A 24,069-nucleotide genomic window follows, 5' to 3' on the forward strand; every position below is an offset into this window, starting at 1 on the left:
ATGGGCCATAATTTTATCCTTTCGGGAAGGGGGGGGGGGGGGGACAGGAGAGGTGTTCAGCCCACCTTGACGGGTTGGCCGATTTCGCGGCTACGCAAAGCGGCCTGGGTGATCTCAACGGCGCGCAGGCCGTCCACCGCCGTGGCGGAAATCTGTTCCGCACCCGATCGGATGCACTCCGCGAAATTGTCAATCGCCGCCTGCCAACCCTTGTCCACCGAGTAGTTGATGAGCGGCAGACGCGTGTCCTTCTGCCGCGAATAATCAGGGTCCAATGGCGACAGGCGTGACAGCCGCTCGGTTTGTTCGAAGATTTCTTTACGAAGTTCAGTCAAGGCCGGATAACCGCGACGCTCCAGTTCGGCGACATGCGCTTGCTCGCGAAATGGATGAAAATGTCCCGCGAAACACTTCACATCGGGATCGTCGGCGGAGAGGCCGAAATTTCGCACTTCCACAAACTCCTCAACCACGAGCATCCCCTGCGCCGCCACCGCCTCGAAGTGCTCTTTGGGCGTTTGCCACGAAGCATAGCCGCTGCTCAGCAAGGTCGCAGTGGCACCCGACGCAAAAACCAGCAACAGGCTCTCGTCATCCTGTCGTCCGCTCCGGCAATAGACCTCCGTCACCTCACTCCCCGCAAAGAAGCGCAGGATGTCGAAAATATGGCACAACTCGTGAATCATCCGCTTGCCGCCGCCGAACCTAATGCCCCAATTGAGCGAATAGGTGTCGGCGATCCGGTAAAACATGTTTTGGGCGCCGCCGTTTTTGAGTAACATTTCGCGTGCATAGCGATACGCCGGAGCGCAACGGCGGTTCATGCCGACGGCCACGCGCAACGCGCTTTCGCGCTGCGCCCGGAGCACCTGCTCGCAAGCCTCCGTGGTCTCGGCCAACGGTTTTTCCACATACACGTGTTTGCCCGCGGCCAGTGCCTCAAGCGTGAGCGGCACGTGCGAGTCCTCCCGCGTGGCAATGACGACGCCTTCGATGTCCGCCGAGGCCAGGATTTTTTTATAATCGGTTTCCAGCCGCTTCACGGAGTAGCATTCGCCAAGTTCCTTGAGAACGTCACCGCGCAGGTCGCACAAAGCGGTCAGTTCCGCGACGTCCGATTTGTAGATGTTGGGAATATGCTGGTTTTGCGCCAGCCCGCCCGTGCCGATAACCGCCAGTTTTGTCTTGTTCATAATTTTGCAATGGGGATCCCCATTTTTCGATGGGACCCCCAGAGTGTATTCAGTTTCCTGCACCGCGTCTTTGGCAAAACAGGCCACAGTTTTGCTTTTTCGGGACAACTCCCCCCTCCGCCGCCCTCCATCGTTCCTCTCCTCCTAACGCCAACCTCACGTTTCTTAGAATAATTCCAATTCTCGCTTGCGATTTAGAACCATTCTAATTTCTTGCGCCATTCACCGATACGACCACCGCCCGACTCGCATGGTTTCCACCGCACATCACGACCACAACGACACCGCTCTCGCGCCTCCCGCTCAACGCCTGGCGCACAGCGGACTGCGCAGCACCCCGCAGCGCGAACTCGTTTACAATGTGCTCCTTACCCAACGCGACCACCCCACCGCCGACGAAGTCTTCGCCCGCGTAAAAACCGAACTCCCAGGCATCTCCCTCGCCACCGTTTACAACTGCCTCGAAGCCCTTGTCGCCCACGACCTCGTCCGCGCCGTCCACTTCGAGCGCGCCCCCACCCGTTACTGCCCCCACCTCCAGCCCCACGCCCATTTTCACGATGAGGACACGGGCAACATTCAGGACATCGACCTCCCCCCCCCCCTCCTCGCCCAACTCAAATCCCTCCTCCCCCCCGGCTACTCCGCCGATGCCATCGACATCACCTTTCGCGGCCACGCCACCAAAACCTGACCGCCTCCCACGCACCGCGCTCCGCCGCCATCCTCCATTCTTAATTCTTAACTTTTAATTCTTACTTTTCACTCATGCACACGCTTGAAATCCGCGACCTGTACGTAGCGCTCACCGAGAGCCCCGACAAAAACATCGTCAAGGGAGTCACCCTCACGATCAAGACCGGCGAAGTTCACGCCATCATGGGCCCCAACGGCACCGGCAAGTCCACCCTCTCCAAAGCCATTGCCGGCCATCCCGACTACGCGATCACCAGCGGCGACGTCCTCCTTGACGGCAAATCCATCCTCGAAATGGAACCCGACGAACGCGCCCGCGCCGGCATCTTTCTCGCCTTCCAATACCCGAGCGAAATCCCCGGCGTCTCCATCGCCAATTTCCTCCGTGCCGCCCTCCAAGCCCGCCTCGGCGAAGGCGAAGACATCGACGCCACCGCGTATTACAAAAAACTCTACGGCAAGATGGACCTCCTCAAAATCGACCGCAAATTCACCTCGCGGTCCGTGAATGAAGGCTTTTCCGGCGGCGAGAAAAAACGCTGCGAAATCCTCCAGATGGCCATGCTCGAACCCGCCTTCGGCCTCATGGACGAAACCGACTCCGGCCTCGACATCGACGCCCTCAAAATCGTTGCCGAAGGCGTCAACACCCTGCGCACCGCCGCCACCCCGCCCGGCGTCCTTCTCATCACTCACTACCAGCGCCTCCTCAACCACATCATCCCCGACCACGTGCACGTCATGTATGACGGCCGCATCGTGAAGAGCGGCGACAAAGACCTCGCCCTCGAACTCGAAGCCAAGGGTTACGACTGGGTCAAAGACCTCGTCCTCGAACCCGCCACCGCCTGACCCGCGACCGCCGCCACCACACCACCACCACCACCGCCGCCGCCGCCGCTGTCACTAAAAATTCACTACACTCATTGGCCCCATCGGGCGCATGAGTCACCATAAGGCCCAACCCGCCATGTCCGACACCGCCACACTCACCACCGACGCCGCAGCCACCGCTGACGACGACGCCCCCGCCACCATCGAAAACCCCACCGTCGGCATCGACCAGACCGTCGGCGACTTCACCTACGACGTCGCCTACGAATTCGACGCCGGCTCCGGCCTCTCCGAAAACACCGTCCGCTACATCAGCGCCGTCAAAAAAGAGGCACCGTGGATACTCGAATTCCGCCTCAACGCCCTCAAGACCTTCCTCGACAAACCCATGCCCACGCACTGGGCCACGAAGGATCTGGAGAACATCGACTTCGCCAAAATCCGCTACTACCTCGCCCAAGGCCAGAAGCCCAAACGCACCTGGGACGAAGTCCCCGACGACATCAAAAAAACCTTTGAACGCCTCGGCATCCCCGAACAAGAGCGCAAGTTTCTCGCCGGCGTCGAAGCCCAGTTCGACAGCGAAGCCGCGTATTCAAACGTCAAGGACATCGTCGCCAAGCAAGGCGTCATCTTCATGAACTCCACCGAAGCCCTGCGCGAACACCCCGAGTTGTTTCGCAAATGGTTCGGCAAAGTCATCCCCACCGCCGACAACAAATTCTCCGCCCTCAACAGCGCCGTCTTCAGCGGCGGCTCGTTCATCTACGTCCCCCCCGGCGTCAAAGTCGCCCAACCTCTGCAAGCCTACTTCCGCATCAACGCCGAAAACTTCGGCCAGTTTGAGCGCACCCTCATCATCGCCGACGAAGGCGCCGAAGTCACCTACATGGAAGGCTGCACCGCGCCCAAGTTCAGCACCTCCACCCTCCACTCCGCCGTTGTCGAACTCGTCGCCCTCAAAGGCGCGAAAATCCAATACATCACCGTCCAGAACTGGGCCCCCAACGTTTACAACCTCGTCACCAAGCGCGGCCTCGCCCACGAAAACGCCGAAATCAAGTGGATCGACTGCAACATCGGCAGCCGCCTCACCATGAAGTATCCCGGCGTCGTCCTCAAAGGCCGCAAAGCCCGCGGCGAAGTGATCTCCATTGCCCTCGCCAACGACGGCCAGCACCAGGACACCGGTGCCAAGATGATCCACGCCGCCGACGAGACCACCTCCACCATTGTATCCAAATCCATCAGCGTCGGTCAGGGCCGCGCCACCTACCGCGGCCAGGTGCACATCCCCAAGCACCTCAAAGGATGCAAGAACAACACCGAATGCGACGCCCTCCTCATCAACACCAACAGCCGCACTGACACCTATCCCGCCATCACCGTGCGCGGCGACACCCACGCCGTGCAGCACGAGGCCAGCGTGTCGAAAGTCAGCGAAGAACAGATCTTCTACATGCAACAACGCGGCCTCACCGAAGCCCAGGCCATGAGCCTCGCCGTCAACGGATTCGTCAACGACCTCGTCCGCCAGTTCCCCATGGAATACAGCGTCGAGCTCAAACGCCTCATCGACCTCGAAATGGAAGGCTCCGTCGGCTGATGCCGACGTGAAAAAGCTGAACGCTGAAAAGCTGAAAGCTGAAATTCCAAATCACCCACCCACCGCCACCACCAACCTACTCTGTCGAACTGCTGATTTTCAGTTTTCAGCTTTTCAGTTTTCAGCTTTTTCAAAAATGTCCGCCACAGCCACCGTTCCCTCTTCCGCACCCGCGCCTGCCGCCAGTCCCGTCGGCGACGCACTCTCCGCCGAACGATTCGCGCAACACCTGGCCCAGCGCAGCTACCTGCCCGCCTGGTGGCTCGACGCCAAACGCGCCGCCTACGAACAATTCCAACAAACGCCCTTCCCCGGCCGCACCGCCGAGACCTGGCGCTTCAGCAGCACGCTCAACGACGCCGCGCTCACCGGCTTCGACCTCCCCGAAGACCCGGCCATCAACATCCCCAACTACTCCACCATCAAGCACGCCGCCGAGATCATCTACTCCAACCGCCAGCTCGTCGCCCGCAGCCCCCTGCCCGCCGACCTCGCCGCCAAAGGCGTCATCTACGCCCCGCTCGACGAAGCCCTGCGCAACCACTCCGACCTCGTCCAAAAATATTTCCAAAAACTCCCCGCCAACCTCGGCAGCGAAAAATTCGTCGCCCTCAACACCGCCTTCACCGCCGCCGGCGCCCTCCTCTACGTTCCCAAAGGCGTTGAGATCGCCGCCCCCTTCGTGCTCCAGCACACCCTCAGCGGCGACAACAAGGCCGTGTTCCCGCACACCCTCGTCATCCTCGAAGACCAGGCCAGGGCCACGCTCGTCGAATTCTTTGTCAGCGCCGAGGCCGGCGCCCGCCACCTCGCCAGCGGCGTCAATGACCTCCACGCCGGTCCCGGCGCGCATCTCACCTACGTCGGCGCGCAAGCCTGGTCGCAACACACCCTCGCCTTCCAAAGCAACAGCATCGTCGCCGAACGCGACGCCCGCGTCCTCTCGCTCAACGTCCACCTCGGCGGCAAGCGCGCCCGCCACGAATCCCACAGCCGCCTCCTCGGCCCCGGCGCACACTCCGAGATGCTCGCCCTCACCATCGCCAGCGGCGCGCAGGAGTTTGACCAGCGCACCCTCCAGACGCACGCCGCCCCGCACACCTCGTCCAACCTCCTCTACAAGAACGCGCTCCTCGACACCGCCAAAACCATCTTCTCCGGCCTCATCATCGTTGAACCCGACGCGCAGAAAACCGACGCCTACCAAAGCAACCGCAACCTCATGCTCAGCGACACCGCCGAGGCCAACAGTCTGCCCGGCCTGGAGATCGAGGCCAACGACGTGCGCTGTACCCACGGATCAACTACCAGCCGCATTGAACCCGAGCAGCAGTTTTATCTGCAAGCCCGCGGCATCGACCCGAAGAACGCCCACGAACTCCTCGTCTTCGGTTTCTTCGAGGAAGTCCTCGGCAAACTCGACAACCCCGACCTCCACGACGCCCTCGTCACGCTGATCCGCACCAAATTCAAAAAATAAAACCAGAAAAATTACACAGAGGACACAGAGGAGGCACAGAGATTGAGGAGGCCATCAAGAGATCACATCAGAAAGTTATGCAAGAACGGTAGGAAGGCCTCTCCCCTCCCCTCCCCCCCCCCCCCCTTCGCAAACAAACCAATCAATCAGCCGGACAGCCCTCCCTAAACTCTGTGCCTCCTCTGTGTCCTCTGTGTAACTCTGTATAACTAATAAAAACTCATTTTCTCATGAGCAAAGACCGCAACCTCACCCGCGAAGTCGTCGCCACGCAAATCCCCAGCGGCGAGAAGCAACTCCTTGCCACCGGCACCCGCATCTACCTGCACCAGACCCTTGGCGGCAGCTTCACCGTGCAGACCGATTTCGGCCTCTATCGCATCGACGGCAAAGACGGCGACGCCCTCGGCGAGAAGATTCTCGATGACAAAGTCCACACCACCACGCTGGCCGACGGCGCACCCGATCCTGACGCCATCTGGGCCCAACTCAAAAAAGTGTATGACCCCGAGATCCCCGTGGACATCGTTGACCTCGGCCTCGTGTATTCGATGGACATTGCCAAAGTGGAGCCCATCACCCCCGACGCCACGCCCACCTACAAAGTCAACGTTGCCATGACCCTCACCGCCCCCGGTTGCGGCATGGGCCCGGCGATTGCGGAGGACGCCAAAAGCAAAATCCTTCTCGTCCCCGGCGTGAACGATGCCGAAGTAACGATCACTTGGGAACCACCCTGGAACCAGTCCATGATCAGCGAAGAAGGCAAAATGAAGCTCGGCCTCATCTGATACTATTTCCCGATCAAAACTCACGCGGAGACGCGAAGGACGCAGAGTTTTGTTATGCACTTCTCCGCGTGCTCCGCGCCTCCGCGTGAGTTTTTTTGTGCTTCGTTTCCCCGTATCCTCGTACCACTGTGATTCGATTTTCATCACCAACGCCATCGCACAGTGTCCGCGCAATCCTCCTCCACACCCAGCAAACTCGCACTCCCCGTCGAAACCGCGCGCAGGCGCATCGACATCGGCCCGCCCCCCGAATGGAGCCAGTTGCAACCCTTCTCCGCCGCCGACCCCCTCCCCCCCCCCCCCCCCGCGCGTCCTGCCGATCACCTCACCTGGCTGCTCATCGACCGCCAAATCCATGCCGCCAGTTCGCAAACCCTGTCGCACACCATCGTACGCCTCGAAACCATGCAGGCCGTGCAACACCGCTCCCAGTGGCGCCTGCAATTTGAACCCCACACCCAACGCATCACCCTGCACAAACTAGTCGTCCACCGCGGCGCCCAAACCTTCGACCACACCAACCTCGCCAAAATCCATCTCCTCCAACGCGAGGAAGGACTCGAAAGCTTCGTCCTCCACGGCTGTTTCACCCTCCTTGTTGTCCTCGATGACATCCGCCCCGGCGACATCATTGAATCCGCCCACACCCTCGAACACCGCCCCCACATCCTGCCCGACAACTGCTTCGACTTTTTCAACCTCCCCTCCGCCTCCCTCATCCACCGCCACCGATTCACCGTCACCTTCCCCGCCGCCCGCCCCCTCCGCTGGAAAACCTCCGCGCCCGACCTCGCCCCTGCCATCACCCACACCGACCCCACCGCATCCGACGCCTCCACCTGCTGGACCTGGACCGGCGAAAACACCACCACGCCCGAAATCGAACCCGGCACCCCCGCCTGGATGTTCCCCGCCCCCTGGATACAAATCTCCGACGTCAACGACTGGTCCGCCATTGCCCGCGCCGCCCACGACGCCTGGCCCGTCACCCCTGACGCCGGCAATCCCGGCCCCGCCAGCGATCCCGTCACCCCGACCGCCTTTGCACAACTGCTCGCCGAAATCAACGCCCCCCGACCCGACGCCCACGACGCCAGCGATCCCGCGCCCGACCTCGCCACCCGCGTCGAACGCGCCCTCCGCCTCGTGCAAGACGAGCACCGTTACCTGAGCATCAACACCGAACTCGGCGGCTACATCCCCGCCCCGCCCAACACCGTGGCGCAACGCCGCTTTGGCGATTGCAAAGACCTCACCCTCCTCCTCGTCAGCCTGCTCCGTCACCTCGGCCTCGCCGCCCGCCCCATCCTCGTCAGCACCGAACTCGGCAACGCCCTGCCCGACCTCCTTCCCTCACCCGGTTTTTTCAACCACGTCATCGCCGAATTCACCCTCGACGGCGTCACCCGCTGGGTGGATTCCACCCTCTCCCTCCAAGGAGGCGGCCCCCTGCACCGCCCCGTCCCCCCCTTCATCACCGGCCTCCCCGTCTGCCCCGACAGCCCCGGCCTCATCCCCCCTCCGGCGCCGCACACCACCCCCGCCGTCCCCGAAGAAATCTACGACCAGCACGAGACATTCCTCATCGATACCGCAGGACGCCCCTCCTTCATTGAAAACATAATACGCGCCACCGGCGTCCATGCCGAGCGCCTGCGCAACCAACTCAAACACGCCGGCGAAGAAGCCCTCGCCAAAGACCACCTCAACACCGCCACCACCCGCTATGGCAACGTCACACGCCTGACGCCCCTTGCCATCCGCGACACGCGCGAGACCAACGAATTTGTCATTGCCGAGACCTTTGCCGCCCCCGGCCTCGTGACCCTCCTGCCCGGCACCCGTCTGTGCCGGTTCGTCCTCCCCCCCCCCCTCCTCTGCACCGCCCTCCTCATGCCCGAGACCGACCGGCGCGGCCCCCTCCAACTCCCCTGCCCCCTCACGCTCAAACACACCCAGGAACTGCGCACACCCGTCGCCCCACCCCAAGGCCACGACATCAAAGAACGCCAAACCACCGCGCTCTATTTTCACGCCGAACGCCGTGGCTCGCGAGGCGGCTGGGAAATCACCAGCACCCTCTCCACGCGCGCCGGCCACGTCCCGGCGGCGGACCTCCCGGCGCACCGCGAATTGCTCGACTACATGTTCAAGGAATCCAACTGGACCTTCACCCTTCAGGCCGGTCATCCCCGTCCGCACCGCCCCCTCAATTTCGGACAACTCCCACGATCATCTGCCGATACCGCCCGCACCATTGAGACCACACGTTCCCCCTTCGCCGCTACCACGGCCACCACCGCCCCCTTCGCCACCGCCAGTCCGTTTGGTGGCGGGATGCGTTCCGCTGACGATTTCAAACGCCCCCGCAGACAAAGACACGGCGCAAGCGGCGGAGGCGGAGCTTCTGTATCCGCATCTAAATTACAAACAGCGTCCACATCCTCCTCTGCACTCACGCCCGCGACCGCTCCCGACGAATCCCGCCGGCGCGGTTATCGTCATGGTCATCATCGTCCGTCCAAGTGGCCCATCGCACTCCTGTTGGTGCTCACCGTGGGCGCGCTGCTGGGCCTGGTGTGGTTCTGGCGGAGCATCGTCTGACGCCGGCCGAGTCCATCCGAAACCCTTGCCCGTCCTCATTTCAGGCGCTTTTTGAAGTGAAGTCAGGCACTGGAGGGCGGGTCTCCTGACCCGCCGACGGCGTGCAATGCCGCTCTTCCGATTCCAGATGGGCGCGGCTACGCCGCGTCTGGCGGGTCGGGAGACCCGCCCTCCACCTTTGCGTAACATTCGTTATTTTCGCCGCATAGCTACACATCCCCGGTCCAGACGGGCAGAGCGTTGAAGGCAGCGGCATCCTGCGGCAGCGGCGCGGTGTAAATGTTGCCGTAACCACCACGATCCGACGTGAAAATCACGTAACGGCCATCGGACGAAATGCGCGGGTGAACGTGGAGTTGCTGGATTTTAAAGGAACAATCGTGGCGGCAAAGCACACGCGGGCCACGGATCTCACCGTCGATGCGCATCCAGATTTTCATGACACCATCATGATAGGCGTCACCAACAACGAGATTGTCGTCGAGTGAGTAAATGTGGCCGGTGACGGTCTGTTGTGGCGCATGCCAATGGCCGGGAGTCCCCTCGACAACACTTGCGCCGCCAATCACGGTTTCCGATCCACCCGTGATGCCGTGGTAACCAATCCGCAGACCGTCGGCATACCAGTATTCGTGTCCGATGTGGAAACGGCGCTGCGGAGCTTCGATCTTCCAACGGCGTCCACTGCGAGTATCCATTACCCAGATACGACAATCCACCTCCTCCCACGGTCCCTCGTGACAATAGGTGATGAGGTGCGCTTGCGTGGGTGATGTGTTGATGTGACCAAGCAAGGCGCGCTCCTCAAAAATGGTTTCAAGCGATCCGACGCTGCCATCGGGAGCGATGGGAAGACGCACGATGCGGCTGAGAGGTTTTGCGAGCCAGCGGGCACGAATGCCGAGGTTGTTTTGACGACTGTTGCTGTAGTCCTCGGAGATGACGACTTGCTCAAGGCCGAAGTAGAGATGCGCACCATCGCAGGAAGAGGCCGTCATACTGGGTTTCCAAGCAGGGTCCACGTCGAGGAGGTCGCGGATTGTTTTGGTGGAGAGATCCACCACGCGGAGGGTGTGATCGTGCCAGAAGTAAACCTCGTCGCGACGACCATTCTTGCAGGCAGTAACGAAGTCGAACCGTGCGCCGGGGGGGGGGGGAGGGAGGTCGGTGAATTGTTCGATTTCGCCAGAAGCAAGGTCCACGCCGAAGAGGTTGGTGCGGTTGCTCCGATCGGAGCTGAAAAGGAAACGCGAGCCGCCTGCATACCAACCGGGATTGGTGAAATAGAAATGGTGGCTGTGTCCGCGATAGTGGGTGAGTTGCGTCACTGGAACGCCAGTCAGCGGATCAGCATAGGTGCGTTTTTCGGAAGGGAATGTCATGGGAAAGGGATGAATGAAACGAGAGAGCTACGGGTCGTTTTCGGGGCTCGCGTCGGATGCGTCACCAGCCAGTTCGTGTTCGATTTGTTCGATGGAGGGCAGGCTGGTCTGCAACTCGGCGGGCAGGGATTCCACCAATTGGTATTCGGATACGCCGATAGGGTTGGTGTTGCCGCGCAGCGCGTATTCGGCGACGACTTTATTTTTGCTTTTGCAGAGCAGCAGTCCGATGGTGGGGGCGTCTTGCGAATGTTTGATCCGGGCATCCACCGCCGTGAGATAAAAACTTAACTGTCCGAGGTGTTCGGGTTTGAATTTACCGGCCTTGATTTCAATCACCACGTAACAGCGCAATTTCAGGTGGTAAAACAGCAGGTCGATAAAAAATTCGTCGCCTTCCACATCAAGTAGCACCTGTCGTCCGACGAAGGCGAAGCCCGCGCCCAGTTCCAACAAAAAGTCGGTGACGTGTTTGAGCAAGGCGGTTTCGATTTCGCGTTCCTGGGCTTTTTCGGTCAGTCCAAGGAAATCGAAACGATAGGGGTCTTTGATTGATTCGCGTGCCAGGTCGGATTGTGGCTTGGGCAGGGTGAGGGCAAAGTTGGTGACAGCCGTGCCGCTGCGCTCCTGCAGGCGAGACTCGATTTGCATCACCAACACATTGCGAGACCAGTTGTTTTCAATGGCTTTGGTGACATACCAACGGCGATCCTCCGCAGTGTCTAACTTGTCCAATAGGGCCAGCTGGTGATACCACGGCAATTGTGCAAGCACCCCTTGCACAAATTCGGTATCCGGCCACGCCTCTGCAAAGGCGCGCATGTATTTGAGATTGCGCGGGGAAAACCCCTTCATCTCCGGGAACGCGCCACGCAAGTCTTGCGCCAGTCGTTCGATGACTTTTGCTCCCCACCCTTGGCGGGATTGCCGGGCTAAAATGTCGCGACCGATTTGCCAATATAACAGCACCAGCTCGCGGTTGACCGCCAGGGTGGCGCGTTGTTGCGCGGCGTGGATACGGTCTTTGAGATCGCCCAGCCATTCGGTGTAACCTTCAGGGGGTGGTATCAAGCTGGCGGAGGAATCTTGCATCTGAAAACTTCAACATGACTCGACATTTTCGTCAGCCAGAAAGTGTCCGCGTAGCTCCACCGGAGAGCGAAGAAGAGGGGGGGCATGTTTTGTTTGCCATGAGAAAGGGGGCGGGAGACTTGACCGGAATTTTGGGGGGTGTAATACGTTTTTCATGCCTGCCACGATTCTCGAAAGCGTCCGGGTGCCGGTTTCCCTGCATCGAAAACTCAAAGCCCGTGCCAGGGCGCGGGGGCGTCCTTTTTCCGAGGCCGTCATTGAGGCGATGGAACGGGGGCTCGCAGCCGGAGAGGGCATGGACGGCGAAGAGGGCATCGACATGAGCACGGCCTTGGCCGGATTTGTCGGGCAGGGCGAGGGGTCGGGCCGGACGCAACGCGAACGAATGAAGGCCTATGGACGCGCGAAGCATCGTTGACAGCGGTTTTCTCGCCGCGCTTCCCGTCCGCAACGACGAATACCATGCGTGGGCCGTGTCGGTTCTGCCCAAGGCGCGTGGGCCGTGGCTGACGTGCGAGGCGTGCATTTCCGAGGCAGCGTTTCTTATCGGTGAGGAATTGGGCATGCGGGGCGTCATGGCTCTCTATCGAAGTGTTTCGGACGGTTTGATTCAGGTGCGGTCCATGTTGCCCGGACGGGTGGCTGACATCATGCGGGAGACGGAGCGTTATCGGGGACGGTTGATGGATTTTGCCGATGCGGGAATTGTTTTGCTGAGCGACGAGCATCCTGCCCTGCCGATATTCACCGTGGATAGGCGTGATTTCGCGGTTTACATGCGCGGGCGAGCTTCTCGGATGCTTGTCATGCCGTGAGGCGGCGTGATGTCGGTGAATTGCTCGATTTCGCCAGAGGCAAGGTCCACGCCGAAGAGCTTGGTGCGATTGGCGAGATCGGAACGGAAAAGGAAACGCGAGCCGTCCGCATACCAGCCGGGATTGGTGAAATAAAAATGGTGGCTGTGTCCGCGATAGTGGGTGAGTTGCGTCACTGGAACGCCAGTCAGCGGATCAGCATAGGTGCGTTTTCCAGAGGAAAGGCTCATGTGGACGGTATTTCAAATAGCAGGACAGTGTAAGGTTTGAGAGTCAGCGGAGCATTCGCTGCAACTGGCACGCGCGCTGAGCTTTGTTCCCATATTTCCGCAGCGTTGCGAGGCAAGGGCCATACCGTGCCAGTGATGGGATCATGCAGTTGGATGGAACGGGACTCAGCCGTGCGATTAAGGACGTAAAGGTAGCCTGACTTCCCGTTGCTGAGAGAGGCGGGCACGTAACGGCATTCAACATCGCGAATGAAAGGCGTTCCCGTGTATGTATCAATCGGATACGGACCGGTCATGAATTTTTCATAGCCAGTCCAAGAGGGATCAACCACGACACGGCCTTTGCCAAGTGTGTGTTCCCCGGATGTTGCAGCGGCGGCGGTGAGATCGGCAAAAGCCGCAGCAGTTGGCGAATCACTGTGCGGCGTTCCCCATGGATCGAGCGCAAGACAAGCGGGCGCTGTGAGCCAGAGCGTGCCGCCGTCACGCGCCACCCAATCGCGGAGATGGCGCATGGTGGCGGCATCAAGAGCATTGGCGGTGCCAGCGGCGATCAGCCGACGGGCCGCGAAATCGGCAGCGGTGGCACGCCCGGCGTGCAGGATGCGGACGCCGTCACTGTTGCGGTTGAGACGCCAGTAGAGGCTCTCGATTCCGGTATGCTCGTCGTGCTGATACGTCCTTTCTCCCTGAGCGAGGTGGCTGTTTTTGTCAAAAAGGAGGGCAACTGGACCATCACCGAGCGTAGCCAAGCGGTCAAAGACCGGAGCGAGTTGCTGGAGGCGGAGGGAGGCGCGTCCGAGGGCTTCGGTTGCGAGCGGGTAACGCGGATAGGTGTGGGAGTCGCCCGCGTTGCGCCAGTCGCGACGCGACCACTTCCAGACGATGCCGTAGGAAAGGCCGCGAGCGTAGTTTTCAAACATGAGAAGCGGGCCAGCAGCGGGGTTGGCGGTGTCAAGGGTGTCAGGGGTGTGGCCGGGGACGAGTTTCCATTCGGTGCATCCGAGAGGTGCGTCGCGGTCAATACCGCGCGCGTAGTCGCAGTAAAAGGGGTTGTTGATGCTGCTCCAGTTGTGCGAGGTGGCACCGGCATCGTAGAGCGCCTCGGGATCAATCTGATCGTATCCGAGTCGGTGATACTTTTTCACCCAGACCATCGCATCAGGGAGCCTTTGGTGGACGTTGTCGCGCATGAAACGGAAGTGGCTGGCCAAGATTTCCGTGCGGAAGAGTTCCCAGTCGAGGCGGGTGGCGGGGTTGCCAGGGCGGGCGGCAAAGGTGGTATCGGTGCGAGCTGAGGGGGGAAGAGGAGCGTTTTTGGCAGAGAGGAGTTGGGGGAGCGTAACGGCGTCGATGGAGGGGAAGGCGGTGTGCCAGCGGGCGTTGGCGCGAGCAATGTTGCCGCCGTCTCGCACGGCGAGCCATTGGCGGAAGGCGGTCTGGTAGTTGGCGGCTTGTTGTCCGATAGTGTAGCCGGGTTCGTTGGCGGTGCCAACGCTGACGAGGTTGGAAAATTGCGCGAGAGGCGGAAGGACGTCCTCGTAAGCGCTGGCGAGGAGGGGGCGGGTGCGCGGGTCAAGGATGTCGTAGGGGAGCATGACGTGTCCGGCGTGTGCACTCGTCGGAAGGCTTTTCATGTAATGGGTGCTGAAGAGGAGGTGGACAGCGAGGCGGTTGCGTTCGGCGGTGCGCAGGCAGTCCGCCAGAAGGGTGTTTTTTTTGTAGGCGCTGGCCGGGATTTCGATGAGGACGCTGTTGAAGCCAAGGCGGGGGAGGAGGGCGTTGTCGGCAAACTGGCTTGGCTCCATTTGCGAGCCGAAGAGAAGGATGGAGTTCCCGTTCTGCCGGAGGCGTCCGTTGGGGGCTGTTTTTATCGGGGCGTCGGGGTCGTAGGGATTGGGGATAATTTTTTCCACGACAAGACGAGAGGCGCGCTCATCAAGTTCGCGAGCGGCTTTGTCGAGGAGGGTTTCGGTCTGGCGGAGAAGGGTATACGCGATGGATCGCTCTTTTTGGCGATTCCAGTCGTCGGGGATGAAGCGGTGCAGGAAGAGGTCGGCGGTTTCGAGGGTAACGTTGGGTTCGGCGACGGCGATGGCTTGCGCAGCAAGGGCATCGGCGCGGGCGCGAAGCTTTTCTGCGCGAGTGCGGGCGGCGGCGAGTTTCTCCAAAAAGTCGGCTGGGGCGTAAGCGGTGAACGTCAGGGGGCGCGTCGTGAGAAGCAGGGGGGGGGGGAGGGGCACCGTTCCATCCTGGTGAGCGGCGAGGACGATTTGGAATGCATGTGGACCGGGAGCAAAAGGAGCAGTTGCGGGCGGCGCGTGACGGAACGCAATGCGCGTGACGGGCGGGCGCAATTCCACGGACGCCGACGCGAGAACGGGCGGGGGTGTGGCGGGTGCGGCGGGTGCGGCGGGTGCGGCGGGTGCGAGTTGCAGGACGACTTGGACAGGGCGCACAACAGCAATGTCGAGTGTGGCGGAAACGGCATCGGTGGTGAGGAGTTCGGAGGGAGAGGTTTGTTGTATCCAGGCTGCCAACACGGGGTCGGAAACCGCGGCTGGAACGGAGGGCGGTTGCGTGATGAGCGCACCGCCTTCAAGGGGGCGCAGGTTGCGGACGAGAAAGCGCACTTCTTGTTTTTGTGGGACGTCAGGGCGGCTGATGTCGAGGAGGATGCGAATGCCGGACGGGTATGGATGGCGGTTGGAACCGGCGCGGGTTTCGATCCGGTTCCAACGTCCGGGGACGAGTTGGCCGAATGTGGTTTGGTAGGCGGGGCCGATGTCCTTGACGGCAAGGGGGAGGCCGACTTGGAGGCGGAGGGAGGGGGGGAGCGGGGTGAGGGGAAACACTTCAAAGCTGATGCCGCCGAGGGCGGCGCGGTCGAGGGGGGCGGGGAAATTTTTCTGCCAGTGAAGCCAACGTTTTTTCAGGTTGCGGGCGTCGAAAAAAAACTCGGTGAGCGGTGCGCCGGTTTCAGGGTCGGTGGCGGGGCGGACTCCGATGCGGTTGCCGTCCGCATGTCCGTTTGGCTTCCATTCCGCAGGTTGGTCGAAGGTCAGGGCGGTTTGCGGAAAAACGGTTTTTTCCCGGATGTAAGGCGTGGTCGCAGGGTAGGTAATCGCGGTGTCGAGGGCGCCCGTCGCCGCCGCAGCGGCGATCGGGGACAGGTTAATGGCGGCGAAGAGGAGGGCGGCAAGGCAGCGATGCATGGTGGGAGAAAAAGGTGATATGTTGCATGGGCAGGAGGAGAGGGGGGAGGCGGCTATGGTGAGTTGCGGGTTTTCAGGACGCGCTCGATAAACTGCGGGATGATAATATTCCCGCCGATCTGGGCGCCGCCGTGGTCAAGACCGCCCATTTCGTAAAATTCAACGAATGGGTGTCCGCAACTGCGGAGGGCGCTGGCAAAGAGGGCGTTCTCCTCGACGCGGTTGGGTTGTTCTCTCTTCCGGTCTCCAACAATGAGGCAGAATGGCGGAAGGTTTTTTTCCGCCACCCAATAGAGTGGCGCCCATTCATCAATGATGGGGCGGTATCGGGAAATCGTGTCACCGAGGGCTTTTTTGACGGTGGCGTGCTTGGCAACCTGACCGCTGACGGGAATGACGCCGGCGAGATTCCCCGGCGCGAATTTGTAGGGGGCGAGCCAGCGCGGGTCCGTGCCGAGCATCGCCACGATGTAACCGCCAGCGGAACCACCAGCGATAAAGACCTTCTTTGGGTCGCCGCCTCTTGCTGCGATGTTTTGAAGCGTCCATGCGACAGCGGCGGCGGCATCTTCCAACCATGCGGGGTTTTCCGCCTTGGGCGACAGGCGGTAGCCAACGTCCACGCGGGCAATTTTACCGTTCCCGATTTTCTCGAAACTGCGTTTGCCGCCCGTGAGTCCGCCTCCGTAAAACCAGACAAGCGTGGCATAATCGGCGACGTTTTCCGGGTAACGAATATCAAGAAGGCACTGGGTGTCGCGGTAGCTGTCGGGTTTGGCGGCGGCAATGTCAGCCGGATAATACGGGATGTCCTTTTCGGTGCGCGTAATTACGGGCCGCGCCTGTTTGGCGTTGACGGAAGCTGCCGTGGAGACGGCGACGGTTTGCGCGGAGATGTTTGTCGCCGCCGTCAGGAAAACGGCAAGCGCGATGGCGAACGGGAACCGGAATTTTTCAGGCATGTTTTTCATTTTTCAACAGGGAGCGTGCGTGTGAGGGGGAAGGGGGAGGGGGGGGGAGGGCTGCGATTTAACGGCGATCTCAGCACAAACAAAATAAGCGTCCGTCCCCCCGTTACTTATCGTATTCGGCAGTGGTGATGAAGCTGGTTTCGTAGGAGGCGGACCAAGAGGGCGTGCCACGCGTGAAGTCGGCGCGCGTGAGCGTGCTCACAAGGGCGGCGCGAACGTGTCCATCGAGCCAGCCGGTGCTGACTTTTCCGCGATGGGGGCGCGGCGTGGCCTGACGAAGATCATTGGGAAGGCTGGTGAGGGTTTCGGGGCGGATGGCCCCGGAACCAGTGGTGTCAATGATGTAGAGGAGGCGCGAAGGTTCGGGGATGCTGGAGAGTTGGATGTAGGTGGCGGGGGTGAGGTCGGTGCGGGAAGAGGCCATGCGGGAGAAGCCATAACGCCAGCCGGCACCACTGGTGGTTTTCACGATGCCGGTGCATTCCTTTTTGTGCGCCCAATTGTAGAGGTCATAGGCGTTGGTCAGCCCGGCGGGCGGGGAAAAGTAAGGGGCGAGATGGTAGGCAACTTCGCCGTTAGTGGCACCGTGATAGCAGGGAGGCATCCGGCCTTTGTTGTCATCGGCATACATGGGAACGGCGAGGAGGAACTGGCGCATGTTGGAGAGGCATTGCGCCTGCCGCGCCGAATCGCGAACTCGCCCAGTCACCGGAATGATGATCGCCGCCAAAATGCCGATGATGGCAATGACGGTGAGTAACTCAATGAGGGTGAAACCGCGACAGTGACATGTGTCTTTTGAGGTAAGAGTCATAGGAGGTGCTGCAGGTTTCTTCGCGGAATAAAAGTTCGTTGAATATCGGAACCAATATGACGAGGCCGTTTATCGCGATTTTTTCCAAGCGATTGCGCCAACAAGAAACATGGCACCGGCCAGTAAAGCCCATGTTCCCGGCTCGGGAATGCTGGAGGTGATCTCAAGTTTGAAATTATCGATTTTCTCGGTGCTGTTACCCGCAGGATACTGGCCGAAAAAGGAAATGGCGCTGGCTGCGTTAAGAGTGACGCTCTCTGGGACAACGTAATTGGAAACAATTGAGGTGCCGTTCACACTCACATCCACGATTGTACGGGTCGATTCGCTGTAACTGAGGGACCAAGTATAGGTGTTGTTGCGGTTGTAGGAGCCAAGCGTTTCGGTAAGAGTTCCGGTGGCTGCGTTCGTGCCTCCTGTTTTTACCAACCACCCACCTAGTCGACTGTTCACCTGCACCCAAATCATGCCAGAAGTGCTGTTGAGGGCACCACTAGCGTTCGTCCCAAAACCAAACGCATACCAAGTCGAATCGTTGTTGCGAGGGAACGTGACGTCAAAACTGATCGTGGCGATGCTTCCTGTCTGGCTGTAACTGGCAAAACTGAATGGCACCGCGAAGCCGGCGTTGTTCGCACTGGTGGCGGTGACATAGCCTCCTTCTGCCAGTTTCCATTGCGCGTTGCCGTTCCAGACAAGATTACCGGTTTCGGTGGTGCTACCGCTGAGCGTGCTGCCTGCTTGGCGGCTATCGGTAATCGAAAACGTATCGGAGGCCACGATGACCGCGCGGGCCGGGAGCGCCGCCAGCACGAGTCCGGCAAGCGCAATGAGGGCTGCGTGAGGAAGAATGTGTAGACGAGTGAGTTTCATGGTTGGCAGGTGGGTAGGTGTGAATTGGCGGGTTAATTAAGAACGATACGAAAATGAACCATACTCTCTCCGTCAATAAAAAATAAAGAACGTTACTATTATTTTTAACATATTAAATAATAGTTAATTACAATAACTCTTGCCGTATTTTGCGGATATTCAGGATCGACATGCAAAATGCGAGTCGTCAGGTAGTCGAGGTATGACGACACTCAAGGACATTGCGATAGCGGCGGGGGTTTCGGTGGACACCGTTTCACGCGTGCTCAACGGCAAGGCCGGCGAAGCGTGGCCGAGCGCTGTCCGGCGGGCGGAGCGTATCCGGGAACTCGCTACACAGCTTAATTACGCCCCCAACAAGGCGGCGCAGATCATGCGCACGCGAAAAACCAAACAGATCGGCGTGCTCGTCAGCGAACTCTACAATCCGTTCACCGGACGCAAGGTCGAGGCCATCGCCGATGCGCTTGCAGGCTACGGTTACGAAATGCTCCTCGGCCTCACTCGGTCTCACCCAACGGACCCCGCAAAGTTTTTCACAACGTTCAGTCGCAACTTGCTCGATGGCATCATCAATCTCGACCCTCTCCTCGGCAACGACGACCTCAAGCGCATCGCGCCGCACATGCCGTGCGTGACGTTCGGACGGTCAGAGGCGGAGTCACCCGCGATGTTCGACATACGCGCGGCGGTCACGGTGTTAATGGAACATCTCTGGTCTCTCGGCCACCACCGCATCGGCATCGTCACGGGCATGGACAAAGGCGACGTGAAACGCGTGCGCGTGTCGGCATGGGAGGCGTTTTACGCGAGCCGTCCCATTGCCGCGCGCGCCGAGTGGGTCATCGAAGGCAACTGGAAAGCCGAACACGGACGCCAGGCCGCTCGCGAACTCATTGCCACCAACTGCACGGCGTGCGTCGCGGGCAACGACCTGCTCGCCGTCGGTCTCATCGCCGGCTTGCGCGAACAAGGCCGTGAAGTGCCGCGCGATTATTCGGTGGTGTCGATCGAGGATTCGTTGCTCACCGAGATCACCTACCCTCCGCTGACCTCCGCGCGCCAGCCCGTGGCCGAACTCGTGCGTATCACCGTCGCCGCCCTGATCGACCAGCTCGAAGGTCGCAAACCCACTGTCACCACCTGCCAGGTGCTCCCGCCAGAGTTGGTGGTGCGCCAGTCGTGCACAGCGGCAACTGCGAACTAGAGCGTTTTCGATTTATTTTGTCTCACGCGGAGACGCGGAGAACGCAGAGAGAGGGAAATGTAATATTTTTAATTCATTTATAATTAGTAACATGGGTTTTCTCTGCGCCTCTGCGTCTCTGCGTGATCTCTTAAACCTTGCGACAAATTGAACCGACAATGCTCTAACCCCCTCTGCCCTGTCCCCCTCCCCCCCCTCCCCCCCAGTGCCTTTTGTTATGGGAGGTTCTAGAAATTCATTTTTAACCGCGAATGAACGCGAATAAAAGAACCCGTCGGAACTCATTGGTTTTATTCGCGTTCATTCGCGTCCATTCGCGGTTGGTTCGTTTGCTTCGGTTTTAGATCTCCAGAGGCTTGAGCAGTTGATCAGAAGTCAGGCTTTGCCCACGAAACACACGAGGAGACACGAACAATTGATGCATTTTCTCTAATGAAAAACTAAGTCCAATAGGAGACTTGAGATGGCGGCGCTGGCATCTCAAGTTCTCCCTGCAATCAAACACCGCCGCATCATCCCGCTACCCCGTCGCCCGCCGCCATGTCTGCCCACACCGTTCCAATTCTGAAAAAAGCCATCGCCGTCCTTCGTGCCGTGGCCGATGGCAAAGGTGACGCCACCACCACCAAGGCACTCGCGCAAACCCTCGGACTCCCGCACTCCAGCACCTACCGCATCCTCCAGACCTTCCTCGCCGAAGACTGGGTGCGTGCCACCGCCGCCGGGCAGCACGAAATCTCCTTCGGCCTCCTCCCCCTTCTGCAACCCCTCTCCCGCCACGAACTTCTCATTGAGACTGTCCGCGAACCCCTCCGCCAACTCGCGCGCGACACCGGACTCACGGCAAAAATATCCGTCCGGCAAGGCGACAGCGCCATCACCATCTTCCGCGTCGAGTCGCCGCGCGCCACCTCCGTAAACGTCAAGATCGGTGCGGCATTCCATCTCGTCCTTGGCTCCTCCGGCACCGTCCTGATGAGCACACTCTCCGCGGCCGAGCGCGATGCCATCATTGCCGCCGCGCCCGCCGATTGCTGGCAAAACCAGAAACCCGCCGACATCGCCACCCGCCTCCGCGAACTCACCCGCAATGGACGCTGCTCCGATCTCGGCCACTACCGCACCGATCACTCCGCCATGTCCGCCCCGCTGCGCGACCGCGCCGGCAACATCGTTGCGGCGCTCACCCTCATCGGCTTCCCGCAAGACTTCGAACCCACGCCGCGCAAACTCGCCTCGCGCCACCTCCTCGCCTGCGCCGAAACCTGCAACCGCCTCCTCGCCGGAAGTTCGGATAATCCTTCCAATCCATAACCCCCCCATGATCCTCGCCGACTTCCTCCCCGCCAAACCCGACCGCACCTGGCAATTCGCCCGCCAGCTCGGCGTCACGCACGCCATCTGCAAGTGCGCGCCCGAACTCACCGGACTGCCCGCGCCCGACAACATCGACGCCCTGCGCACAATCCGCGACCGCTTTGCCGACGCCGGCCTCACACTCGCCGGACTCGAAGGCGACGAGTTCGACATGCAACGCATCAAACTCGGCCTCCCCGGACGCGACGAAGACATCGCCCGCTACCAGCAAATGCTCCGCAACATGGGCGAACTCGGCATCGGCCTCCTCTGCTACAACTTCATGGCGACCATCGGCTGGTGCCGCACCGACACGCATGTCGTCACACGCGGCGGCGCCATTACCAACCGCTTCGACGCCGCCCGCCTCGATCCCGCGCCCGTCCCTGAATCCCAGCGCGTAACTGAAAAACAACTACGCTCCAATTACGAATATTTCATCAGCCGCGTCCTTCCCGTAGCCGAACAGTCCGGCGTCAAAATGGGACTCCATCCCGACGACCCGCCGCTCTCCCCGTTGCGCGGAGTCGGACGCATCTTCACCACCGCCGACGCCTTTGCCTGGGCCATGTCGCTCAGCGATTCTCCCTCGCACGGCATCACGTATTGCCAGGCCAACTTCCGCGCCATGGGCGAAGACGTTGCCGTCACCGCGCGCCGCTTCGCGCAAAAAATCGTGTTCGTCCACTTCCGTGACATCGACGGCACGCGCGACAATTTTACCGAGACCTTCCACGACAACGGCCCCACCGACATGCCCGCCATGCTCCACCTTTACGGCAAGGAGCTCGGCCTGCACGTCCCCATCCGCGTCGATCACGTCCCCTCGCTCGCAGGCGAAGAAGACCTCCCGCACGGCTACGCCACACTCGGACGCCTCTTCGCCATCGGCTACATGAAAGGCATTTTGGATACACATCACATTTCATACACATGAGCATCGAATCCCCCCCCCCCCCCCCCCGTTCCATTCCGACATCGGATGTTGGATGTTCGGCGACGCCCGCCGCCTCCACCCTCGCCTCCTTCAAACTTGCCGGCCGCCGCGCCCTCGTCACCGGCTCCAGCCGCGGCATTGGCTCCGCCATCGCCCTCGGCCTCGCCGAAGCCGGCGCGGACGTTGCCATCCATTTCACCGGCAACGCCGGCCAGGCACACGACATCGCCGAACGCGCCGCCGCCTTTGGCGTCCGCACCGGCACCGTGCAGGCCGACCTCGGCGCGGACGACGGCGCACGCCGCGCTTACGACGGAGCACTCGCCGCGCTCGACGCCGACGGCATCGACATCCTCGTCCTCAACGCCTCCGTCCAAATCCCCCGCCCCGACTGGCTCACCCTCCCGCGCGACGAGTTTGAACAACAAATCAACGTCAATCTCCGCTCCTCACTTGAACTCTGCCAACTCGCCGCGCCCGGCATGATCGAACGCCGCTGGGGTCGCATCCTCACCATTGGCAGCGTGCAGGAAAGCCGCCCGCATCCGCACATGGTGGTGTATGCCGCCACCAAGTGCGCGCAGACCTCGCTTGCATTCAACCTCGCGCGCCAACTCGCCCCCCACGGCATCACCTGCAACAACCTCGCGCCCGGCGTCATCCTCACCGACCGCAACATCGGACGCCTCGCTGAGGAGGCCTATGCTGAAAAAGTTCGTTCAGCCATTCCCGTCGCCGACTTCGGCACTCCCGCCGACTGCACCGGCGCCGCCCTCCTCCTCTGTTCCGATGCCGGCCGCTACATCACCGGCCAAAACCTCTACATAGACGGCGGCCTCGGTCTCGCCAACTAGGAACAGTGAGCAGTGAAGCAGTGAACAATGAACAGTGGCTGTAGTTAAGAACCCATTACACGCAACCCACTGCCTCACCGCCCACTGCATCACTATCTCACTGATCACTGCTTCACTGATCACTGTTCACTGAAACCCTTCCCACCATGAGCAAAAACCTAAACGCTGATATCGACGCCTACAAAAAAGAAGTAGGCATGATGAACCTCGAGAAGCTGATCGCCGAGCGCGAATACATCTCGACCAAACCGCTTCCCATTCCCGAGGAAGAACTGTTGTCCCGCTACGAACAACTCTACACCGGCGCCGTGAGCGATGTGTTGCGCGAGCACGCCCTGCTTGATCAGGCGCTGCCCGGCCACATGAAACCACTCCGCCCCGAAATCACTGTCGCCGGCATCGCCTTCACCGTGAAGAGCGCGCCCAACGTCAAAATCACCGGCGAGATGACCTACCGCACCCAGATGCTCACCGAACTCAAGCCCAACAACTTCATCGTGTGGGACACCTCGGGCGACGAACGCGCCACGCTCTGGGGCGGTGTCATGACCGCCACCGCCGTCGGGCTCGGCGTCAAAGGCGCGGCCATCGACGGCGGCATCCGCGACACACACCAAATCCTGGAGAAAAAATTTCCCCTCTTCTACAAGCATCGCATCCCCAACGGATCGCTCGGCCGCTGCCTCATCACGCACTACCAAATCCCGATCAAAGTTGGCGACGCCGTCATCCGCCCCGGCGACATCATCCTTGGCGACATCGACGGCGTGGTTGTTGTCCCCCGTGACATCGCCTACGAAGTGCTCCTCCGCGCCGAAGAAATCCGCGGCAACGAGAAAAAGATTTTCACCTGGGTTGCCGAAGGCCAGACCCTCGAACAAATCACCGAAAAAGGCGGCTACTTCTAACGGAGCAAAGTGGCGCGGGCGTCCCGCCCGCTTCTGATTGCGGGCGGGACTTGCGCACCACGCGTAGGGGCTTCGCTTGCGAAGCCCGCGTATGCAGGACGTGGCATCGAATGGCGTGCGCGGGCGTCGCAAGCGACGCCCCTACAGCGGGCGGGACGCCCGCGCCACATGGGTTGGAAGCCCATGCTTCTCCCCCCCCCCCCCCCCCCCG

At 60.7% G+C, this 24,069-nt stretch carries 21 protein-coding genes; 13 read left to right on the forward strand and 8 right to left on the reverse strand.

Annotated features, from left to right (window positions below; all coding sequences use genetic code 11):
• Positions 1–56 precede the first annotated feature (56 nt).
• A complete protein-coding gene (locus OBACDRAFT_RS08595) occupies positions 57–1,193 on the reverse strand; it encodes a Gfo/Idh/MocA family oxidoreductase (protein ID WP_043584711.1) in 1,137 nt (378 codons plus the stop codon).
• A gap of 250 nt (positions 1,194–1,443) precedes the next feature.
• Here OBACDRAFT_RS08595 and OBACDRAFT_RS08600 point away from each other — a divergent pair, with 250 nt between their 5' ends.
• The 6 genes from OBACDRAFT_RS08600 to OBACDRAFT_RS08630 all read left to right on the forward strand — a co-directional run bounded on the left by OBACDRAFT_RS08600 (position 1,444) and on the right by OBACDRAFT_RS08630 (position 9,204).
• Positions 1,444–1,887, forward strand: a complete 444-nt coding sequence (locus OBACDRAFT_RS08600) for a Fur family transcriptional regulator (RefSeq protein ID WP_043584712.1) — start codon at positions 1,444–1,446, stop codon at positions 1,885–1,887.
• Between the two features lie 74 nt (positions 1,888–1,961).
• Complete coding sequence (gene sufC / locus OBACDRAFT_RS08605) at positions 1,962–2,741, forward strand: Fe-S cluster assembly ATPase SufC (protein WP_043584713.1); 780 nt, start codon at positions 1,962–1,964, stop codon at positions 2,739–2,741.
• A gap of 118 nt (positions 2,742–2,859) precedes the next feature.
• Positions 2,860–4,329: a Fe-S cluster assembly protein SufB gene (sufB, locus tag OBACDRAFT_RS08610; protein WP_043584744.1), complete on the forward strand. Its 1,470-nt coding sequence runs from the start codon at positions 2,860–2,862 to the stop codon at positions 4,327–4,329.
• Positions 4,330–4,465: 136 nt separating this feature from the next.
• Entirely contained in the window at positions 4,466–5,809 is a 1,344-nt protein-coding gene (sufD, locus tag OBACDRAFT_RS08615; protein WP_043584714.1) for a Fe-S cluster assembly protein SufD, read from the forward strand.
• Positions 5,810–6,039: 230 nt separating this feature from the next.
• Positions 6,040–6,600, forward strand: coding sequence for an iron-sulfur cluster assembly protein (locus OBACDRAFT_RS08620; protein WP_043584715.1), 561 nt, complete (start codon positions 6,040–6,042; stop codon positions 6,598–6,600).
• Positions 6,601–6,762: 162 nt separating this feature from the next.
• Positions 6,763–9,204 carry a DUF3857 domain-containing protein gene (locus tag OBACDRAFT_RS08630; RefSeq protein WP_052361534.1) on the forward strand — a complete coding sequence of 814 codons (2,442 nt, stop codon included), beginning with the start codon at positions 6,763–6,765 and terminating at the stop codon, positions 9,202–9,204.
• A gap of 209 nt (positions 9,205–9,413) precedes the next feature.
• On the opposite strand, the gene OBACDRAFT_RS08635 is transcribed toward OBACDRAFT_RS08630, so the two are convergent.
• Entirely contained in the window at positions 9,414–10,586 is a 1,173-nt protein-coding gene (locus OBACDRAFT_RS08635) for an oligogalacturonate lyase family protein (protein ID WP_043584718.1), read from the reverse strand.
• 27 nt (positions 10,587–10,613) lie between these two features.
• Positions 10,614–11,678 (reverse strand): PDDEXK nuclease domain-containing protein, encoded by a 1,065-nt coding sequence (locus OBACDRAFT_RS08640; protein WP_043584719.1) that lies wholly within the window; start codon positions 11,676–11,678, stop codon positions 10,614–10,616.
• Between the two features lie 154 nt (positions 11,679–11,832).
• On the opposite strand from OBACDRAFT_RS08640, the gene OBACDRAFT_RS08645 reads away from it, so the two are divergent.
• Positions 11,833–12,096: a hypothetical protein gene (locus OBACDRAFT_RS08645; RefSeq protein WP_043584720.1), complete on the forward strand. Its 264-nt coding sequence runs from the start codon at positions 11,833–11,835 to the stop codon at positions 12,094–12,096.
• A complete protein-coding gene (locus OBACDRAFT_RS08650; RefSeq protein WP_043584721.1) occupies positions 12,074–12,493 on the forward strand; it encodes a type II toxin-antitoxin system VapC family toxin in 420 nt (139 codons plus the stop codon). The genes OBACDRAFT_RS08645 and OBACDRAFT_RS08650 overlap by 23 nt, the downstream gene beginning before the upstream one ends.
• On the opposite strand, the gene OBACDRAFT_RS08655 is transcribed toward OBACDRAFT_RS08650, so the two are convergent.
• The 5 genes from OBACDRAFT_RS08655 to OBACDRAFT_RS08675 form a co-directional block, all read right to left on the reverse strand.
• Positions 12,451–12,723 (reverse strand): TolB-like translocation protein, encoded by a 273-nt coding sequence (locus OBACDRAFT_RS08655; protein WP_043584722.1) that lies wholly within the window; start codon positions 12,721–12,723, stop codon positions 12,451–12,453. The genes OBACDRAFT_RS08650 and OBACDRAFT_RS08655 overlap by 43 nt on opposite strands.
• On the reverse strand, positions 12,720–15,938 hold the full coding sequence (locus tag OBACDRAFT_RS08660) for a beta-galactosidase (protein ID WP_043584723.1): 3,219 nt from the start codon (positions 15,936–15,938) through the stop codon (positions 12,720–12,722). The genes OBACDRAFT_RS08655 and OBACDRAFT_RS08660 overlap by 4 nt, the downstream gene beginning before the upstream one ends.
• A gap of 53 nt (positions 15,939–15,991) precedes the next feature.
• Complete coding sequence (locus OBACDRAFT_RS08665) at positions 15,992–16,909, reverse strand: alpha/beta hydrolase (protein ID WP_088179293.1); 918 nt, start codon at positions 16,907–16,909, stop codon at positions 15,992–15,994.
• Between the two features lie 103 nt (positions 16,910–17,012).
• Positions 17,013–17,723 carry a type II secretion system protein gene (locus OBACDRAFT_RS25170; RefSeq protein ID WP_052361535.1) on the reverse strand — a complete coding sequence of 237 codons (711 nt, stop codon included), beginning with the start codon at positions 17,721–17,723 and terminating at the stop codon, positions 17,013–17,015.
• A gap of 69 nt (positions 17,724–17,792) precedes the next feature.
• Positions 17,793–18,596 carry a PEP-CTERM sorting domain-containing protein gene (locus OBACDRAFT_RS08675; protein ID WP_043584724.1) on the reverse strand — a complete coding sequence of 268 codons (804 nt, stop codon included), beginning with the start codon at positions 18,594–18,596 and terminating at the stop codon, positions 17,793–17,795.
• A 202-nt stretch (positions 18,597–18,798) separates the two neighbouring features.
• Here OBACDRAFT_RS08675 and OBACDRAFT_RS08680 point away from each other — a divergent pair, with 202 nt between their 5' ends.
• The 5 genes from OBACDRAFT_RS08680 (at position 18,799) to OBACDRAFT_RS08700 (ending at position 23,858) form a co-directional block, all read left to right on the forward strand.
• Positions 18,799–19,803 (forward strand): LacI family DNA-binding transcriptional regulator, encoded by a 1,005-nt coding sequence (locus OBACDRAFT_RS08680; RefSeq protein WP_043584725.1) that lies wholly within the window; start codon positions 18,799–18,801, stop codon positions 19,801–19,803.
• Positions 19,804–20,343: 540 nt separating this feature from the next.
• A complete protein-coding gene (locus OBACDRAFT_RS08685; RefSeq protein WP_043584726.1) occupies positions 20,344–21,117 on the forward strand; it encodes an IclR family transcriptional regulator in 774 nt (257 codons plus the stop codon).
• A gap of 7 nt (positions 21,118–21,124) precedes the next feature.
• A complete protein-coding gene (locus tag OBACDRAFT_RS08690) occupies positions 21,125–22,096 on the forward strand; it encodes a mannonate dehydratase (RefSeq protein ID WP_043584727.1) in 972 nt (323 codons plus the stop codon).
• Positions 22,093–22,950 (forward strand): SDR family NAD(P)-dependent oxidoreductase, encoded by an 858-nt coding sequence (locus OBACDRAFT_RS08695; RefSeq protein ID WP_081721907.1) that lies wholly within the window; start codon positions 22,093–22,095, stop codon positions 22,948–22,950. Before OBACDRAFT_RS08690 ends, OBACDRAFT_RS08695 begins: the two co-directional genes overlap by 4 nt.
• A gap of 146 nt (positions 22,951–23,096) precedes the next feature.
• A complete protein-coding gene (locus OBACDRAFT_RS08700) occupies positions 23,097–23,858 on the forward strand; it encodes an RraA family protein (RefSeq protein WP_043584728.1) in 762 nt (253 codons plus the stop codon).
• Positions 23,859–24,069: the final 211 nt, after the last annotated feature.

It is taken from the genome of Geminisphaera colitermitum TAV2 (assembly GCF_000171235.2).
Lineage (GTDB): Bacteria > Verrucomicrobiota > Verrucomicrobiia > Opitutales > Opitutaceae > Geminisphaera > Geminisphaera colitermitum.